We start from the raw sequence: 16,988 nt of genomic DNA on the forward strand, positions 1-16,988 counted from the left end.
GTATGCCCGGCCGGGGACTGGTCAATTTGCGCAGGGGCACCATGAATGTGCGCAAATGTAGGGAAGGGGAGGGCCTGTTTATTTCTGCGCAAAGCGGATACACGAGACAGCAGACAGACAGGAGGCAGTCATGCAGGACGAAGTGCTGGCAACGATCGAGGCATCATCCCCAAGACGGGTGGCCGGTGTTGCTATGCTGGGCAGCGTAGGTGTTTTGGTGATTTACGTGGCGCTGGCTTCTCCGCCTGAACTCGTCTGGCAGGTGTTTTTGTTGGCGGTCGGCGCGTCGTCCTTGTGGCTGGCCTATCGTGTTTGGATGGCCACTCAGGACAGGATTGAACTGACTACGTCTGAACTGCGCACCGGATCGGGGCAAGTGATTGCACGGGTCGAGGAGATCGAAGCTGTGGACCGGGGTGTTTTCGCGTTCAAACCGTCAAATGGGTTTCTGGTGCGAACGCGTGAAAAGGCCAGCAATGTCTGGGCCCCCGGTCTGTGGTGGCGGCTGGGCCGCCGGGTTGGCGTCGGCGGCATGACAGCGTCCGCCGAGGCCAAGTTCATGTCAGAGATACTGTCGGCTATGGTGTTAGAGCGTTGACGGTTCCACAGTGGTGTTATCTTCCGGAGTACTGTCGTCATGTCCGCTATCAACCGTGCCGTCGTCCACGTTGTTGGCGTCCTTGCATGAGTCTGGCCCTTCGATGAAAGTGTACCCACGGGGTTGCGTGAAGATGAACTTGTCGATGAAGAAGTCGTTGCTGCCGAACCCGAGTTTGAACGGACGCACGTAGTGATGCCTCGTCTCGACCAAAATCATCGTGGCATTGTCTGCCATGATCGGAATGCGATCCGAGACCTGTTCAACTGTGTCGTTGGACCACCGCTTTAACCCTTCACCGCGTGTGCAGGACCATTCCACAAAGTGACGATCATCAGTGTCCGTGCTTTCGTCGCCAGTATCCCAGCGCACGAAAGAGATCCGCAAAGACAATCCGTTGCCTTCCTCGATCATGTAATTCTGCAGGTCGTACATTGATGTGATGTACTGATCCGTCACCGTGTCTTTCTCTCGGGACAGGATATCGGCAACGGCGTAGGCTGCTTTCAGGTTGCTGGCGCCCTGACGATATCCGTCGAAATAGGAATAGGCCGTGAAGACTGACCAGAAGAGTAGGGGAAACACCATAATAGCTTCGATGCTGACGACGCCATCTTCTTTCTGAAGAAAGCGCGCGGCAGTATCGCCAAAGCGCTTTTTGAAGAGTGATTTAAGGTTCATGGACAAACACCGTCGTTGCATGCAGTTCATATTGGCCGTCGGGATCTTGACGAACTAGGTAGCCAAACGTTGTGCCAATGAACAAAGGCGATACCTCAACACAAGCACGTATGATCATCAACTCATTTGCTGTTCCGGGTGAAAATATCTGGTCGTCTTTACCACGAATTTCTTCAGGGGTATCGACGCAAAACGGTTTATCAAAATCGCCAGAAAGGACTGCACTACTGTCGAATTGATTGACCCTTGTCATCTCAACGGCCAGGTTTTCCTGGCAGTCTGGAATGGCTCCGGCCTCTTCACAGATGATCCGCTTTATCAGATCGTGCGTCCAGCCAGTTTCGCCTTCGTAAAGATCAATCCGATTCATACGCACATCCTGGATTGTGGAGTCCAGCGCGCGCTCCAGATTGGCATGGTTCCACGCCAGAATCCCGTATTCGACGCCGGTATAGGTTGTCATGATGAAAATGGGAAACCACATCACAAATTCGATTGTGGCCATCCCCTTTTCTTCGCGGCGAAACCTTCGCAGCATGTTTTTCAGATGTCGGATCATTGGGTCAGCCTCAGATTCTGGATGCTCGCCGCGATATCGTCGAAGACTTCGCCAATCTCGGATCCTGTCGGTGCGAAATATGCGTTTTCATCCGATTTGCAGTACCATAGGAGGTTTCGACCGTTGGTGGTGGCCTCGTAAGCGACCGAGAAGATCAGGATGTTTCTTGCGCCTGACTTTGCATAGTCGCACATCGCTTCGACCTGATCGTCTTTTGTAGAACGGTTTTCGGTCTCAGTCGCCGCGTAGTACCAGTTGTATGCGTCGCTCGAGCCGACGGAATCATACAGCAACCGATAGATTTCATATCGCGAGGTGCGCTCCCACAAGGCAGGCCATGTCAGTGACAGCGCGCTTCCATCTTCATCGAGTTGTTGAACCTTGCTGCGGTTGAGGTTGTCGCAATAGCCGCTGCTGTAGTAATTCCCTTCGCAAAGGTAGACATTGAAAGTGTCGTTTCCGTACGCGTGGTCCTGAAACTCGTCGCGCACCCAGTATCTGCCGCGACTGCTGTCCCAAAATGCTCTGTCTACACCCAGCCACGCATATCTGAAGCTATCGTCGTTCTCGTCATAGTGGTTCACATTGACGGAATAGACTTCTTCATCCCCATTCCACCAGATGCCCGATTGACCATCGTTATATGGCGGTTTCACCCATGTGCGAGAGGTGTTCTCGCCATCGGTCATCAGAACGATGACCTTCATAGTGTCACTACCAACGCCGTCAGCGGGGCGACCCGCAAAATCTGCCGGTATCTGCCCGTTTGCGATCATGTTGGTGACAACGGGACGGAAGTTTTCATCCAGCACCGTTAGCGCCCATTTCATACCGACATTGATCGAGGTGTTGTCTCGCGCGTAAAACGAGTCGATGTAAGTGTGCAGGTTCGTTTCGTTATTCTGGTGAACAACAAGCTGACGGCTGGCCTCAGAACGGCACCGTTCGTCGATGCGCGGTGAACTGAACCCACCTGAGGGGCGCTGATCCCCGCCGTAGCGAGAATAGTACAACGATTGATTGTAGGTCTTTGAAAGATCGAATGCCCCTGCTGCCAGATCTGAGGTTTCAAAGTCGATACAGTTGGCAAATCTATTGGAGCCAGCGGTCGAAAGCTGGTTCATGACGGCAGAAGGGACACCCACTTGCGTCGCGTAAGGAATTATCGAGATCGAGAGTTTGTCAGAGCTCGTGTTCTCATACATTTTGGTGACAAAGCTTTTGGCCGCACCTTTCAGGTTGGTCAGGCGCGACCCTCTCATGGAGCCTGAAACATCCAGAACCATAGCGATTTCGACGTTGCCGATGGACTCTTCTGCGACGCTGACGACGTTCACGTCAATCGAGTCGACGTCCCACCATTGCATGAAATGCATGCCAACGGGCATGGTCGCACTTGCCTCGACCCGGCGCTGTCCCACGATCAACTTGTTGCCGTCATCATCGCAGGATCTTGGGGTGACCTTAACCTCTCCGTCGAGAAACTTGTCCAGGTTTTCTTTGACCAAGTAGTCCTGCACAACGTCTTTGGGGCAAAGATCCTGCTGCAGGTCCGCGGCGGCCAGAACGGCGCGGTCCAGCGAATACTGAAGGCGGGCTCTTTCATGGTCATAGCGCATCATATCGACGGCAAATCCACTAACCGTGAAGATGATGAGTATCAAACTCAGCGTCAGGATGGTCATGGTCCCGCGCTCCGAACGCAGGAACGACGCAGCACCTTTGTTGGAGCGGCTGGATTGCTCAGTTCGTCTGGGTTCAGAATTCCTAAACACTTTTCTCATATCTAGTCCCTGCAGGTAATCCGGCGCACGGAAGGCGGGTCATATCAACTTAAAGAATGTAGTCGGCGAACGTGGCGAGATTTGGGCGACTTTGCCACTATGCTGCTGGGATTGAACGGCAAACCACTGCATTTGGCAGGATGGCGGGCGCTTTGTTTCTGTTGTGTCGACAATGGTCGCCGCGAAAATTTCCAAGGCGACTCAGTAGGAGGGTTTTATCACTCGTTTATAAAGTGATGAAATTTTCATCATAAATGATTGCAGCTTCGGGCCAGTGGTGCGACAAAACGCCATAACGTTCGTCATTCACCGGTACGGAGGGATTAATGACCAGCACCAAAGAACCGAGCTTTCGTGAAAGTGTGGATCTGATGTTCAACAGGGCGGCGTCCCTGATGGATCTGCCGCCCGGTCTGGAGCAGAAAATCCGGGTCTGCAATGCCACCTACACGGTTCGTTTCGGGGTGCGTCTGCGCGGTGAGATTCATACTTTCACCGGCTACCGTTCCGTCCATTCCGAGCATATGGAGCCGGTCAAGGGCGGGATTCGTTATGCCTTGGCGGTGAACCAGGACGAGGTTGAGGCGCTTGCTGCGCTGATGACCTACAAATGCGCGCTGGTTGAGACGCCGTTTGGCGGCTCGAAAGGCGGGCTGTGCATTGATCCGCGCAAATACGAAGAACACGAGATGGAGCAGATAACCCGACGCTTTGCCTATGAGCTGGCCAAACGTGATCTGATCAATCCATCGCAAAACGTTCCGGCCCCTGACATGGGCACAGGTGAGCGTGAGATGGCCTGGATGGCTGACCAATACGCTCGGATGAATACCACCGACATCAACGCACGCGCTTGTGTGACGGGCAAACCGTTGAACGCAGGCGGCATTGCCGGGCGGGTCGAGGCGACGGGGCGGGGCATCCAATATGCACTGCGCGAGTTTTTCCGCCACCCTGAGGACATCGCCAAGGCCGGTTTGTCCGGCAAACTGGACGGCAAGCGTGTCGTTGTACAGGGGTTGGGTAACGTGGGCTACCACGCGGCCAAGTTCCTCGCTGAAGAAGACGGATCGCGTATTATCGGGATCATCGAATGGGACGGCGCGCTGTATAACCCGGACGGTATCGACGTTGAGGCGGTGCGCAACTGGATCGTCAAACATGGTGGCGTGAAGGATTTCCCGGACGCGACCCACTCAACTGATGGCGCTTCGGTGCTTGAGGCAGACTGCGACATCCTGATCCCGGCGGCTCTGGAAGGTGTCATCAATCTGGACAATGCCGACAGGATCAAGGCGCCGCTGATCATCGAGGCCGCGAATGGTCCGGTGACCGCAGGTGCAGATGAAATTCTGCGCAAGAAGGGCACCGTCATCATTCCTGACATGTATGCCAATGCGGGCGGTGTGACGGTCTCGTATTTCGAATGGGTGAAGAACCTCAGCCACATTCGATTTGGTCGCATGCAGCGCCGTCAGGAAGAGGCGCGGCATGAGTTGATCGTCAGTGAACTTGAACGGCTGGATCGTTATCTTGGCGATGCCTGGTCAATGTCGCCGGACTTCAAGGCCAAGTACCTCAAAGGCGCGGATGAGCTGGAGTTGGTGCGCTCGGGCCTCGATGACACGATGCGGATCGCTTACCAGTCCATGCGCGAGGTCTGGCACAGCCGCGACGATGTCGAGGATCTGCGCACCGCGGCCTATATCGTTGCAATAGATCGCGTGGCCAAAAGCTACCGGGCCAAAGGCCTGTGACACCCGGCGCACGGGGTGGCTTTTCTGCCCCGTGCGCAAACTGAATGCAGCGCTTCGATTGCGAAAACGGTACTGGCGGGTAAGCTGCGTTAAGACAAACGAATCCAGGAGACCTCAATGTTGCGTATCGCCATCGCTGCAGCCTTGCTTGCAACGCCTCTGGCCGCCGCCGAAACCAAGGAACAAAGCTGCCAGTATCAGGCCGATGTGGTGGCCGCGATCCAGAAAGCGCGTCTGGACAAGGTGAAAGAGCGCGACGTTGTGGAAGCCGTGGCTGAAACCAGCCCCACATGGCCCGAGAACTACAACGCGGCGATTCCGTTGATCACGCCCTGGGTCTATGAACAAAAGATGCGCGACGTGCGCAAAAAGGATCTTGGTGCGGCGTGGCTTGAGCTGTGTTTGCAGCAATAATCCACAGCTCAGCAATTTCCCTGTGGACAACCGCGCGTAATCCCCTTGGCGCGCGTTTTCATTTCTGGCAGGTTTGAGCCATGTCATTGCCCCCCGGATTTCTCGATGAGCTGCGCACACGGCTGAGTCTGTCTCAGGTTGTTGGGCGTAAAGTCATGTGGGATCAGCGAAAATCCAATCAGGGCAAGGGGGACATGTGGGCGCCGTGCCCATTTCACCACGAAAAAACCGCGTCTTTTCATGTGGATGACCAAAAGGGCTTCTACTACTGCTTTGGTTGTCATGCCAAAGGGGACGCGATCACCTTCGTGAAAGAGACCGAGAATGTCTCGTTCATCGAGGCCGTTGAAATTCTGGCGCGCGAAGCTGGCATGCCCATGCCAGCGCGCGACCCCAAAGCGCAAGAGAAACAAGACCGCCGCACGCAATTGGCCGAGGTGATGGAGCAGGCGGTTCAGTTCTTTCGCCTGCAACTCAAGACCGGGGCAGGCAGTGCGGCGCGCGACTATCTGGCCCGTCGGGGTTTGGACGCCAAGGCGTTGCAGCGATGGGAGATCGGCTTTGCCCCGGACGGCTGGCAGGCCTTGTGGGATCATCTGACTGGAAAGAACGTAGCCGAAGATCTGATCCTCGGGGCGGGTCTGGCCAAGCCGTCGAACAAGGGCAAAAAACCATATGACACGTTCCGCAACCGTATCATGTTCCCGATCCGTGATCCGCGCGGTCGGTGTATCGCATTCGGCGGCCGGGCGATGGACCCGAATGACAATGCCAAGTATCTGAACTCACCCGAAACCGAGTTGTTCGATAAGGGCCGCAGCCTCTATAACCACGGGCCTGCGCGGCAGGCGGCCGGGAAGGGGCAGCCGCTGATCGTGGCCGAGGGCTACATGGACGTGATCGCGCTGGCCGAGGCTGGGTTCGGCGCGTCGGTTGCTCCGCTTGGAACGGCGATTACCGAACATCAGTTGCAGTTGCTCTGGCGGATTTCGAATGAGCCGATCATTGCGCTGGATGGCGACACCGCGGGCCTGCGCGCGGCGATGCGGGCAGTTGACCTGGCCTTGCCTCTACTTGAGGCCGGAAAGTCCCTGCGCTTTGCGCTGATGCCGGAGGGGAAGGACCCGGATGATCTGCTACGGGCCGACGGGGCGGGGGCTGTACAGGCCGTGCTGGACGGGGCCATCCCGATGGTGAAGTTGCTTTGGCAGCGCGAGACTGAGGGCAAGGTTTTTGACAGCCCTGAACGCAAAGCTGCGCTCGACAAGGTGCTGCGGGACAAGATCAAGCTGATCCGTGACCCCTCGATCCGATCACATTACGGGCAAGAGATCAAAGATCTGCGCTGGCAATTGTTTCGCCCGCAGAGGCAGTCACAAAACCGTGCGTGGCAACCAAAAGGGAAGTGGCAGCCGCAGAAACAGCCTGCGACCGCGGGCGCGCGGGCCTCGTTCCTGGCGTCCTCGGACAATGCGGACATCCATCTGCGCGAAGCCGCGATTCTGGCCATTGCGATTCTGAACCCGCAGGTCGTGGTGCAATTTGAGGCGCAGCTGGAAGAGATGGATTGTCACGACCCTGATCATGCGGCCTTGCGTCATGCCATTCTGCGCCATGCGATTGATGATCCTGAAAACCTTCGGGACCACATCGTTGAAACTTTGGGGGCCGAACCTCTTGAAAACCTGCTGAGCCTTCGCCATGTCGCAGTCATCCCCTGTGTGTTCAAACCAGGCGACGTTGAAAAGGCCGAGATGACACTGGCCGAGGAACTCGCGAAAATCAAAGCGCTCCGGGGGTTGGATGCTGAGATTGCCGAAGCCGCAGAGGAACTGTCTGATCTGGCCGATGAGGCGTTGACATATCGGCTGGCGCAAGCCGCCGAAGAGCGTAACCGCACAAGCCGCAGTCAGAATGAGGACAGGGCCGTTTTCGACATTGCCGACAATGGCGCGCGAATCAATCGCGACGAAAAGGATGCGTTCAAGGCAATCATGTCCGGGATCAATTTCGAACGGAAACGTCGCTGAAGTGATGTTTTCGTAAAGCACTGGAAAAGAAAAACAGGTAAACGGGTGGCCGAATCAGTTTCACGCGCTAATGATTCGGATCAAACGAATCACCCATCCCTGCAGGAGCATTGAATGGCCGCCAAAGACACGTCAGAAGATCGCAAGTCAGACGAGCAGGAACAGGAAATCTCGCTGGACATGAGCCAGGCCCAGGTCAAGAAGATGATCGCCGAGGCCCGCGAGAAAGGTTACATCACTTACGACCAGCTCAATCAGGTTCTGCCGCCTGATCAGGTCAGCTCGGAACAGATCGAAGACGTTATGTCGATGCTGTCCGAAATGGGCATCAACATCATCGAAGATGAAGAGGCCGAGGAAGAAGAAAACAAAGGCTCGACCGAACTGACCACCACGGACAACAACCGTGAGGTGGCTCTGGCAGGTGCTGCGACTGAAAAACTGGACCGCACCGACGACCCCGTCCGCATGTATCTGCGTGAGATGGGCTCGGTCGAACTGCTGAGCCGTGAGGGCGAGATCGCCATCGCCAAGCGGATCGAAGCAGGCCGGAACACGATGATTGCGGGTCTGTGCGAAAGCCCTCTGACCTTCCAAGCGATCACGATCTGGCATGACGAACTTCTGTCTGAAGACATTCTTCTGCGCGACGTCATTGATCTGGAGACCACCTTTGGCAACCAGATGGATGAAGATGGTGACGTGCAAGAGCCGGTCGTCGATACCTCGGCTGTGCAATCAGCCAAACCTGCCAAAGACACCGGGCCTGAGTTGGACGCCGATGGCAACCCGCTGAGCAATGACGATGATGATGACGAGGACGATCAGGCCAACATGTCGCTGGCCGCGATGGAAGCCGCCCTCAAGGATCAGGTTCTGACGACGCTGGAACGCATCTCGACCGACTTCTCGATGCTGTCAGAGATGCAGGACAGCCGGATTTCGGCGACTCTGAACGAAGATGGCTCGTTCAGTGAAAAAGACGAAGAGACCTATCAGAAGCTGCGGGCCGAGATTGTTGAACTGGTGAACGGGCTTCACCTGCACAACAACCGGATCGAGGCGCTGATCGACCAGCTCTATGGCATCAACCGCCGCGTCATGTCTCTGGACAGCTCGATGGTGAAACTGGCCGACCAAGCCCGGATCAACCGTCGGGAGTTCATTGACGCCTATCGCGGGCGTGAACTGGACCCGAACTGGCTGGCCGAAATGGCGGAAAAGCCGGGCCGGGGTTGGCAGATGTTCATCGAACGCTCGACCGATAAGGTCGAGGAATTGCGCAGCGATATGGCTCAGGTCGGTCAGTATGTCGGTCTGGATATCAGCGAATTCCGCCGCATCGTGCAACAGGTCCAGAAGGGCGAGAAAGAGGCGCGTCAGGCCAAGAAGGAAATGGTCGAAGCCAACCTGCGTCTGGTGATCTCGATCGCCAAAAAGTACACGAACCGTGGTCTGCAATTCCTTGATCTTATTCAAGAAGGTAACATTGGCTTGATGAAGGCGGTGGACAAGTTCGAATATCGCCGCGGCTACAAGTTCTCGACTTATGCGACCTGGTGGATCCGTCAGGCGATCACGCGTTCGATTGCGGATCAGGCGCGGACCATCCGTATTCCTGTGCATATGATCGAAACGATCAACAAGCTGGTTCGGACCGGTCGTCAGATGCTGCACGAAATCGGCCGTGAACCGACGCCGGAAGAATTGGCCGAAAAGCTACAAATGCCGCTTGAGAAAGTGCGTAAGGTGATGAAAATCGCCAAGGAGCCGATCAGCCTTGAGACGCCAATCGGTGACGAGGAAGACAGCCAGCTGGGTGATTTCATTGAGGACAAAAATGCCGTGCTGCCTCTGGACAGCGCCATTCAGGAAAACCTCAAGGAAACGACAACCCGGGTTCTGGCCTCGCTCACCCCACGTGAGGAGCGGGTTCTGCGGATGCGTTTCGGCATTGGCATGAACACCGACCACACTCTGGAAGAGGTCGGTCAGCAGTTCAGCGTGACCCGCGAACGTATCCGTCAGATTGAGGCGAAAGCCCTGCGGAAGCTGAAACACCCCAGCAGATCGCGGAAATTACGGTCCTTCCTGGATCAATAAGATCAAAGGCGCCCCGGACGGAGGCGCCTTTTTTCGTTTCACGGTTCACATTGGCAAAGTCGCCAAACACATTGGCGCGACTTCACATTTGTTGCGGCGTGTCAGTTTCTATATCTGTCTGGTCCACTCATGGGGCGGGCCGGGGCGAGGTGTCTATGCTGATGACCCCCGGTTTCCAAGCGTCAGCGGACGCTCAACTCGCGTTTTGAAGGCGCTCGGCGGTTGACCTGTCCAACGCTTGAACGCCGTAGAAAACGCGGATTGATCGGCGTATCCCAGAGAATAAGCGATCTCGGACAGGTTCATTCCATTGGTGATGAAGGTCTGGGCCAGATCGCAGCGTAGATCCTCGGTGATGTCGCGGTAGCTGGTGCCTTCGCTTTGCAACCGGCGGGCAAAGGTGCGGGCGCTCATTCCGAGTTTTGCCGCGACATCATCTGCGCTGAGGATTTTGCCCGGCAGTGAGCGGGTGATCAGCCCTTCGACCTTGGCGCGAGTCAATTGCTTCGGAAAGCGACGCTCGGCCAGAACGCGTTCCCCGTATTCTAGTAGATGGGCGCGCAGGCTGGGGTCGTAAGTCGGGACGGGCAGTTTCAGCGAGGCCGGGGACAGGACGATCTCAAGGCTTTCAGACCCGAAGACAACCGGAAAACCTGCCAGTTGCTGGAAGGCATGGGTATGATCCCCAACCTCATGCTGAAAACGGATTTCAATAGGGTGGAAATCGGTCTGTGTCAGGTTGCGCATTCGGGCGACGGCGGCAAACATCAAGAACTCAGTTCGGCGGTGATAGCGAGCAAAGCTGGCGTCTTTCCACCGGGCCTCTAACGCGGCGAAATTCCCCGAAACGCGCAGGCTGAAGGCGATAGCAGGGTCGATCATGTCGTGGAAATGAGACGTGTTTTCAATAACCTGCTCCAGGTCTCGTGAGTATTTGCTGATGTAGGCCGTCAAGGTCGATGAGGACGTGACGCCAAGCCCGACACTTGCCGCAAATGTGATATCGTTCAGAGCGTCGCAGGCATAGCGGACAAATAGCGCCTCTTTGTGGGCGCAAAAGGAAGTCGCATCCTCCGGCAGATCCCGCGGGCCAAGTCCGCTGCGATCCAGCACCTCCAAGCTGTTCCGTTTTTCCAATCTTGCGTCGAGCGCATCGCGCAGAAAGTGAAGGCGGTCAATATCCACATTCATCGCAGCGAAGCCTTCCTTTCTCTGGACCGGGGCCGTTCCAGCATACTGCTTTTCTGTCAGAAATTCGAATGGATTTGGCAGCTGGCAACAAGCCTGGTCAAACGTTCCTGCCTATATCCTTTTCGTTGCCGGGTTAGTACCTTGTTGGGGATGAGGTCAGAGCCACCGCCGGTCTTACCAACCGGTCACCGGGTTCCCCGGCACACTTCTCCTTCTTGCCGCATTGTCCACCTGGTGGCCCTATGCCACGCTGTTTGTGCAAGCTTGGGTAGGTAGCGGCGCCATGGCAGGGACTGACACGACCGATCTGTTCGACGGACGCAACCTGATCGTCTTTGACGGAGAATGCGTTCTGTGTTCAGGCTTTTTCCGGTTCATGCTGAAACGCGACAAAGCCAGACGCTTTGAGTTTGCAACAGCGCAGTCTCCGCTTGGTCAAAGGATGTACACGGCGCTGAATCTGCCTGTTACGGATTTTGATACCAACCTCGTGATCTTAGATGGTAAGATTTTTCAGCAGCTTGATGCCTTTGCGGCAGCCATGCGCGCTCTGCCGGCGCTATGGCCATTGTTGTCACTTGTAAGGTTCCTGCCGACCGCTGTGAAAGACCCGCTGTATTTCTCGATCGCCCGCAATCGGTATGCCCTGTTCGGGCGGTATGATACCTGTATGATGCCGGATGCTGCTCTCCTTGAGCGTTTTGCCGAGCAGGGGTTTGACGCGTGACGGATCCGTTTCTTCAGGCTTTGGCGGACCCAAGTGTTCTGCCCCAATCCGTGCGAGACCTGCATCACAGCCCAGGTGAATATGTCGGCGAATGCGATATCGAACGTGGCAAGGGTATTCTCATTCAACTCGCGCTTAAATTGGGGCAGTTTCCCCCTGCAAGCCGGCATGTGCCCGTTCGACTGGTGACCCAAACTCAGGATAAAGACCACAGCTGGCTGCGAGACTTCGGGGGCCACAAAACAACGTCAGAGCTGAGGTTCGATGCAAAAACGGGCGATGTTCATGAGCGTTTCGGGCCGCTTTCGGTCTGGCTCAGGCCTGCGGCGTCGAAACGAGGGCTGGAGGTTCATATCCATCGCCTGACGGTTTTCGGCGTGCCGGTCCCTCGGGTTTTGCTACCGCAATCGTCAACGAGTGAATGGCAGGATGATTTGGGGCGCTTTCGGTTTGATGTAGCGGCCTCGATGCCGGGATTGGGGTTGCTGATCCGCTACCACGGCTGGCTCACGCCGCTTCACGTTGAGGCGCAAGTTGGTTGAAATGATTGTGAGACCTGCTTTCCGCGGACGCGATGACCTCTAAACTAAGGGGAGCAGCAAGTGAGGAAAGAGTATTATGAAACAGTTACAATATTGCGCCGCTTTGGCGGTGTTTGCCCTGAGTGTTCCGGCAACGGCGGACGCGGCACGTTTGGGTTTTCAAGCCAATGCAATCAATAGCACCGACTTTGAAGTCATTCCCCGTACACGCGATGACACAGACGGGTATTGGTGCGAGGCGGCAGATTTCGCGCGCCGCAGTCTCGGGGCAGGTTGGCAGGACCCCATCTATGTGTTGCGCGGCTACGGACCTAGTGTAACAACTGGGCGTGTAACAGCGGTTCAGTTCTCGTTGAAACCGCCTCCGGCTGATGCTCCGGCACAAACCGGTGGCGTACGGGGCCCCTTCGTTGTCGGCTCCAGCATTTCCGTGCAGGGTGCAAATGCGCGGTGCGGTCGCCGGCAGATTTTCTAACAACTAAAGCAAAGGCCAAAACGCAATGCAGACGGAATTCGCGCTCCAGACCAATGGACCCGGCTTGTACGAATTCACGTCCCAGATTGCAGAATGGCTTAATTCCCTTGAACGGGATGGTGTCCTGACGTTGTTCGTCAGGCACACCTCCTGTTCTTTGCTGGTGCAAGAGAACGCAGACCCCGAGGTGCAGACGGATTTGCATGCGTTTTTTGAGCGTCTTGTGCCTCCGTCTGATCATCCCTCAATGTCTTACCTGCGCCATACCTATGAAGGGCCGGATGACATGCCAGCCCACATCAAAGCGGCGATGATGCCGGTTTCCCTTTCCATTCCTGTCCGTCTGGGTCGGATGGTTTTGGGCACATGGCAGGGGATTTACCTGTTTGAACACCGCCGCGCCCCGCATCAGCGGCTGGTCGCGGCACATCTTTCCTGACCCTTTATTTTGGGGTGCGAAATTCCGACTACCCAAATCCTAGCGGCTGCCCTATAGTTGTGGATAAGTAAGCCAAAGCGCTTACAAAAGAGGCCAGCTAGGGACGAGGAGACGGCGGATGCGCTGCCCGTTTTGCGGAAATATCGACACTCAGGTGAAAGATTCACGCCCGGCAGAGGATCACGTTGCAATACGCCGACGTCGGTTTTGCCCGGCCTGCGGGGGGCGCTTTACGACCTATGAACGGGTTCAATTGCGCGATCTGGTAGTGATCAAAACCAACGGAAAACGCGAAGATTTTGACCGCGACAAGCTGGAACGTTCGATCCGTATCTCGATGCAGAAACGGCCGGTTGATCCTGAACGGATTGATCAGATGATCTCGGGAATTGTGCGGCGTCTGGAAAGCATGGGCGACACGGATATTCCGTCCAACAGAATTGGCGAGATCGTCATGGAAGCTCTGGCGCGGATCGATACCGTCGCCTATGTTCGCTTTGCGAGTGTGTACAAGAATTTCCAGGCGGCCGATGATTTCGAGGAGTTTGTCCACGAACTGCGCCCGCCGCAGCCTTCGACGGACGAGTGAGCGAAACAGATAAGCGATTTATGGCGCTGGCCTTGTCTTTGGGTCGGCGCGGTCAAGGGTCGTGCTGGCCCAACCCGGCCGTCGGGTGCGTCATCGTGCGCGACGGGCGGATTGTCGGGCGAGGGTGGACTCAACCTAGCGGGCGTCCCCACGCAGAACCTGAGGCTTTGGCGCAAGCGGGCGCGCAGGCAAATGGGGCCACGGCCTATGTCTCGCTGGAGCCATGCGCCCACTATGGCAAGACACCACCCTGTGCCGAGGCGTTGATCTCCGCCGGTGTGGCCCGCGTTGTTGCGGCGATCGAAGATAGCGATCCTCGCGTTTCCGGGCAGGGCTTTGCCATGCTGCGCGAGGCCGGGATCGAGGTTGAAACCGGCGTGCTGGCGCAAGAGGCCGAGCGAGATCTGGCCGGGTTCTTTCTGAAAACCGAACAGGGCCGTCCGTTTGTGACGTTGAAACTGGCCAACAGCTTTGACGGGCGAATTGCCACGTCAACCGGACATAGCCAGTGGATCACTGGACCAACCGCGCGACGCGAGGTGCACGCGATGCGCGCCCGTCACGATGCTGTCATGGTTGGCGCTGGCACGGCGCGCGCGGATGACCCCTCGCTTACGGTTCGAGATCTGGGGATCGAGCGTCAGCCCGTACGCGTTGTCGTCTCGCGCCATTTGGATTTACCCTTAATGGGTCAACTGGCGCGCACGGCCTCAAAAACGCCCGTCTGGCTATGTCATGGCCCGCATCCCGACGCCGAGCGCGCCCGCACGTGGGAGGGGTTGGGCGCGCGGTTGTTGCCCTGTGCGTTGCACGACCATCAGGTTGATGCGCGCGACCTGCTGCAGCAGCTGGGCCAGGAAGGTCTGACAAGTGTCTTCTGCGAAGGCGGTTCGGCTTTGGCGGCGTCGTTGCTGGCGCAAGATCTGGTCGATGAGCTAGTTGGATTTACCGCCGGTTTGACCATCGGTGCCGAGGGCCTTTCGGCGATTGGCGCATTAGGACTGGAAAAACTGGACAGCGCCCCTCGGTTCGAGTTGATCGAGGCGCACCCGGTCGGCGGCGACGTATTACACCGTTGGGCCCGAACGACGCATTAGCGTCGCCAGAGATGGGCATGGGTGGAAAAAGCACCCTGTAGCTTCGACAAGGCGCGATTCAGCGGCCCGCGTTTGGGGGGCTGACCGTGGGCCAGCCGTTCAATGGCGACCTCGACAGGACACGGCGCGCCGGTCACCGGGTCCAGATAGCGGGGATAGTCGATCAGGCTGGCATACACCAAACCCAGCAGAGACGGACGCGCGCCGCGACGGGCCGGGACGCTGCCCAGATCCGCGGTCAGGCCCCAACCAGCGTAGAAGGGGGCGCCAAAAGTGGTCACCGGAATGCCGCGCAGCAGTGCCTCGAACCCCATAAGCGAGGTCATGGTCCAAACCTCCTGCACCTCGGACAGCAAGGTTGACGGGTCGGTCTCAGTTGCGATCACATCCGCCAGCCCTTCAGCGTCGATCCGGCCCGAGCGCAGTCCGGCCTCGACATCCGGGTGGGGTTTGTAAATCACCACCGCATCGGGGTTGGCGGCCCGAACTTCGCGCAGCAGGTCCAGATTGGTGCGGATGGTGCTGGTGCCCAACAGGATAGACGCGTCATCCTCGACCTGCCCCGGCACCAAAATGCGGTGACCTTTGGGCAGAGCTGGCGCAGCGCCGCCGGTGTTGTATTTGCTCAGCCCTTCGGAGACGAGGGCCGAGATCACCCGCTCGGCCCGGTATTCCTGATCCGAACGCAGCGTTTCGCGCTTGGATATCCACTCTTCCAACCGGCTGGTTTGGGTCGGATCGTAGTAGATCCCCAGATCATCCGTGACCAGCGACAGGGGAGGCACAAGATCGGCGCCCAATCCGCGTGAGCGGAGAAAGCCGTCCTCGATACGGGTGACACGCTCGGCCTCTCGGGCGTGATTGCCCCAGACCATGTGGGGGCGGTTGGATAGGGCTGGTGGCGACGGCAAAAACCGCATCTTCTGGTGCTGGCCGAACATGGCTTGCAGGTGCTTGCGCTTCCACATCCGCATGCCCGACGCGGTCCATCCCAAACGGTCCTGCCGCCACGCGCGGGTCTGTGCCTCAAGCGTATCCAGCACGACCTCTAGCTCACACAACTGGTCCCGATAGGGATCATACCAAACGGGGTAGAGCATCATGGCTGCAGCGAACAGCTGGGCGCGCGTCAGATTGCGTTGTCTGCTTTGAACGGGGTTTTCGTCCTGCGTCAAACCCCATCCGGCATAGAATGGCTGCCCGAAAACGCGGGGTTTGTGACCGGCGAGAATTGCCTCGAACCCCATTTGCGACGAGAGTGTATAGACACTGACCGCGCCGTCCAACAGCGGCCAAGGGCTGATGTTCTCCGCAACGAAGGAAACGCGATCTGAGAGGTCCTGTTCGGTGTAGTGGCCGGTGCGGTGACCAGCCAGCGTTTCGGGATGGGTCTTGATCAGAACCGGCATCCCGGGGTTTTCTTCTTGTGCGATCACCAGCATCTCAAGAAACCGGGCACGGTCCCCTCGGCTGGCCGTGACCGAGGCATCGCCGACCGTCTGATCAATCACCAGCACGTAACCGGGGTCGGGGATCGGCGCGTCGGGGTCGAAGGCGGAATATTTGCTGAGGTTCAGTTCTTTCAGGCGCTCAATCGCGCCACGCGCCCGGTTCAGAAGCGCGGTATCATCCAGCGGATGTGTCGCTAGAAGCGTTTCCAGATCCGACGGTTGGGCCGGGTCAAAGTGCAAGCCCGAGCGATCCAGAAGCAGACCCAGAGGCGGCTCGCCCTCGCGGCCGGGATGGAGAGATCGTAGAAAGGCGTCCTCGACTCGCAGCAAAGGCGTGCCCCGCTCCTGAGCGATACGTCGCCCGCGATGGGCGGTAGGGCTGTTGCCCCAAATGGCGACGGTGTCTTCGGGTCGGGGCAGGCCCAGCCGGATGTCATATCCCGAAAGGGAAAGAATGCGCCGGACGCGCCCGTTGGTCAGAAATCCGCCATTGTAGACAAATGCCTGGGACCGCGCCGCGCCAGTTGCGGTGGGGTCCCCATGGGTCATGG

16 protein-coding genes are annotated in these 16,988 nt (G+C 57.3%); 11 read left to right on the forward strand and 5 right to left on the reverse strand.

Annotated features, from left to right (window positions below; genetic code table 11):
- The first annotated feature begins 130 nt into the window (after nucleotides 1-130).
- Nucleotides 131-598, forward strand: a complete 468-nt coding sequence (locus ACR0B5_RS07010; protein WP_480539486.1) for a hypothetical protein — start codon at nucleotides 131-133, stop codon at nucleotides 596-598.
- Here ACR0B5_RS07010 and ACR0B5_RS07015 read toward each other — a convergent pair.
- From ACR0B5_RS07015 to ACR0B5_RS07025, 3 genes are read right to left on the reverse strand one after another with little or no spacing between them, the layout of a single operon-like run.
- A complete protein-coding gene (locus ACR0B5_RS07015) occupies nucleotides 587-1,279 on the reverse strand; it encodes a TadE/TadG family type IV pilus assembly protein (RefSeq protein WP_480539488.1) in 693 nt (230 codons plus the stop codon). The genes ACR0B5_RS07010 and ACR0B5_RS07015 overlap by 12 nt on opposite strands.
- Entirely contained in the window at nucleotides 1,269-1,838 is a 570-nt protein-coding gene (locus ACR0B5_RS07020) for a TadE/TadG family type IV pilus assembly protein (RefSeq protein ID WP_480539490.1), read from the reverse strand. The genes ACR0B5_RS07015 and ACR0B5_RS07020 overlap by 11 nt, the downstream gene beginning before the upstream one ends.
- Nucleotides 1,835-3,523: a Tad domain-containing protein gene (locus tag ACR0B5_RS07025; RefSeq protein WP_480539492.1), complete on the reverse strand. Its 1,689-nt coding sequence runs from the start codon at nucleotides 3,521-3,523 to the stop codon at nucleotides 1,835-1,837. The genes ACR0B5_RS07020 and ACR0B5_RS07025 overlap by 4 nt, the downstream gene beginning before the upstream one ends.
- Nucleotides 3,524-3,948: 425 nt before the next feature.
- On the opposite strand from ACR0B5_RS07025, the gene ACR0B5_RS07030 reads away from it, so the two are divergent.
- The 4 genes from ACR0B5_RS07030 (at nucleotide 3,949) to rpoD (ending at nucleotide 9,926) form a co-directional block, all read left to right on the forward strand.
- Nucleotides 3,949-5,379 carry a Glu/Leu/Phe/Val family dehydrogenase gene (locus tag ACR0B5_RS07030; protein WP_170376235.1) on the forward strand — a complete coding sequence of 477 codons (1,431 nt, stop codon included), beginning with the start codon at nucleotides 3,949-3,951 and terminating at the stop codon, nucleotides 5,377-5,379.
- Nucleotides 5,380-5,496: 117 nt separating this feature from the next.
- The gene (locus ACR0B5_RS07035) at nucleotides 5,497-5,793 is read left to right on the forward strand and encodes a hypothetical protein (protein WP_170376237.1); all 297 of its coding nucleotides are present in this window, start codon (nucleotides 5,497-5,499) and stop codon (nucleotides 5,791-5,793) included.
- 80 nt (nucleotides 5,794-5,873) lie between these two features.
- The gene (gene dnaG / locus ACR0B5_RS07040; protein ID WP_480539494.1) at nucleotides 5,874-7,823 is read left to right on the forward strand and encodes a DNA primase; all 1,950 of its coding nucleotides are present in this window, start codon (nucleotides 5,874-5,876) and stop codon (nucleotides 7,821-7,823) included.
- A 114-nt stretch (nucleotides 7,824-7,937) separates the two neighbouring features.
- Complete coding sequence (rpoD, locus tag ACR0B5_RS07045) at nucleotides 7,938-9,926, forward strand: RNA polymerase sigma factor RpoD (RefSeq protein ID WP_480539496.1); 1,989 nt, start codon at nucleotides 7,938-7,940, stop codon at nucleotides 9,924-9,926.
- Nucleotides 9,927-10,079: 153 nt separating this feature from the next.
- On the opposite strand, the gene ACR0B5_RS07050 is transcribed toward rpoD, so the two are convergent.
- The gene (locus ACR0B5_RS07050; RefSeq protein WP_480539498.1) at nucleotides 10,080-11,117 is read right to left on the reverse strand and encodes a helix-turn-helix domain-containing protein; all 1,038 of its coding nucleotides are present in this window, start codon (nucleotides 11,115-11,117) and stop codon (nucleotides 10,080-10,082) included.
- Nucleotides 11,118-11,400: 283 nt separating this feature from the next.
- Between ACR0B5_RS07050 and ACR0B5_RS07055 the strand changes: the two genes are divergently transcribed.
- From ACR0B5_RS07055 to ribD, 6 genes are all read left to right on the forward strand, one after another.
- The gene (locus tag ACR0B5_RS07055) at nucleotides 11,401-11,844 is read left to right on the forward strand and encodes a thiol-disulfide oxidoreductase DCC family protein (protein WP_480539500.1); all 444 of its coding nucleotides are present in this window, start codon (nucleotides 11,401-11,403) and stop codon (nucleotides 11,842-11,844) included.
- Nucleotides 11,841-12,386 (forward strand): DUF4166 domain-containing protein, encoded by a 546-nt coding sequence (locus ACR0B5_RS07060; RefSeq protein WP_480539502.1) that lies wholly within the window; start codon nucleotides 11,841-11,843, stop codon nucleotides 12,384-12,386. The genes ACR0B5_RS07055 and ACR0B5_RS07060 overlap by 4 nt, the downstream gene beginning before the upstream one ends.
- Before the next feature lie 76 nt (nucleotides 12,387-12,462).
- On the forward strand, nucleotides 12,463-12,861 hold the full coding sequence (locus ACR0B5_RS07065) for a hypothetical protein (RefSeq protein WP_170639010.1): 399 nt from the start codon (nucleotides 12,463-12,465) through the stop codon (nucleotides 12,859-12,861).
- Between the two features lie 25 nt (nucleotides 12,862-12,886).
- Complete coding sequence (locus ACR0B5_RS07070) at nucleotides 12,887-13,300, forward strand: secondary thiamine-phosphate synthase enzyme YjbQ (RefSeq protein WP_170639009.1); 414 nt, start codon at nucleotides 12,887-12,889, stop codon at nucleotides 13,298-13,300.
- Between the two features lie 118 nt (nucleotides 13,301-13,418).
- A complete protein-coding gene (gene nrdR / locus ACR0B5_RS07075) occupies nucleotides 13,419-13,889 on the forward strand; it encodes a transcriptional regulator NrdR (RefSeq protein ID WP_170376254.1) in 471 nt (156 codons plus the stop codon).
- Nucleotides 13,886-14,986 carry a bifunctional diaminohydroxyphosphoribosylaminopyrimidine deaminase/5-amino-6-(5-phosphoribosylamino)uracil reductase RibD gene (gene ribD, locus ACR0B5_RS07080; RefSeq protein WP_480539505.1) on the forward strand — a complete coding sequence of 367 codons (1,101 nt, stop codon included), beginning with the start codon at nucleotides 13,886-13,888 and terminating at the stop codon, nucleotides 14,984-14,986. Before nrdR ends, ribD begins: the two co-directional genes overlap by 4 nt.
- Here the strand turns inward: ribD and ACR0B5_RS07085 are convergent.
- Entirely contained in the window at nucleotides 14,983-16,986 is a 2,004-nt protein-coding gene (locus tag ACR0B5_RS07085; protein WP_480539507.1) for a capsular polysaccharide biosynthesis protein, read from the reverse strand. The genes ribD and ACR0B5_RS07085 overlap by 4 nt on opposite strands.
- Nucleotides 16,987-16,988: the final 2 nt, after the last annotated feature.

It is taken from the genome of Ruegeria sp. AG1 (assembly GCF_056541705.1).

Bases quoted from the DNA above. Each gene is read 5' to 3' on its own strand.
- ACR0B5_RS07010 (WP_480539486.1), top strand. From the start codon at position 131: ATGCAGGACGAAGTGCTGGCAACGATCGAGGCATCATCCCCAAGACGG.
- ACR0B5_RS07015 (WP_480539488.1), bottom strand. From the start codon at position 1,279: ATGAACCTTAAATCACTCTTCAAAAAGCGCTTTGGCGATACTGCCGCG.
- ACR0B5_RS07020 (WP_480539490.1), bottom strand. From the start codon at position 1,838: ATGATCCGACATCTGAAAAACATGCTGCGAAGGTTTCGCCGCGAAGAA.
- ACR0B5_RS07025 (WP_480539492.1), bottom strand. From the start codon at position 3,523: ATGACCATCCTGACGCTGAGTTTGATACTCATCATCTTCACGGTTAGT.
- ACR0B5_RS07030 (WP_170376235.1), top strand. From the start codon at position 3,949: ATGACCAGCACCAAAGAACCGAGCTTTCGTGAAAGTGTGGATCTGATG.
- ACR0B5_RS07035 (WP_170376237.1), top strand. From the start codon at position 5,497: ATGTTGCGTATCGCCATCGCTGCAGCCTTGCTTGCAACGCCTCTGGCC.
- dnaG (WP_480539494.1), top strand. From the start codon at position 5,874: ATGTCATTGCCCCCCGGATTTCTCGATGAGCTGCGCACACGGCTGAGT.
- rpoD (WP_480539496.1), top strand. From the start codon at position 7,938: ATGGCCGCCAAAGACACGTCAGAAGATCGCAAGTCAGACGAGCAGGAA.
- ACR0B5_RS07050 (WP_480539498.1), bottom strand. From the start codon at position 11,117: ATGAATGTGGATATTGACCGCCTTCACTTTCTGCGCGATGCGCTCGAC.
- ACR0B5_RS07055 (WP_480539500.1), top strand. From the start codon at position 11,401: ATGGCAGGGACTGACACGACCGATCTGTTCGACGGACGCAACCTGATC.
- ACR0B5_RS07065 (WP_170639010.1), top strand. From the start codon at position 12,463: ATGAAACAGTTACAATATTGCGCCGCTTTGGCGGTGTTTGCCCTGAGT.
- ACR0B5_RS07070 (WP_170639009.1), top strand. From the start codon at position 12,887: ATGCAGACGGAATTCGCGCTCCAGACCAATGGACCCGGCTTGTACGAA.
- nrdR (WP_170376254.1), top strand. From the start codon at position 13,419: ATGCGCTGCCCGTTTTGCGGAAATATCGACACTCAGGTGAAAGATTCA.
- ACR0B5_RS07085 (WP_480539507.1), bottom strand. From the start codon at position 16,986: ATGACCCATGGGGACCCCACCGCAACTGGCGCGGCGCGGTCCCAGGCA.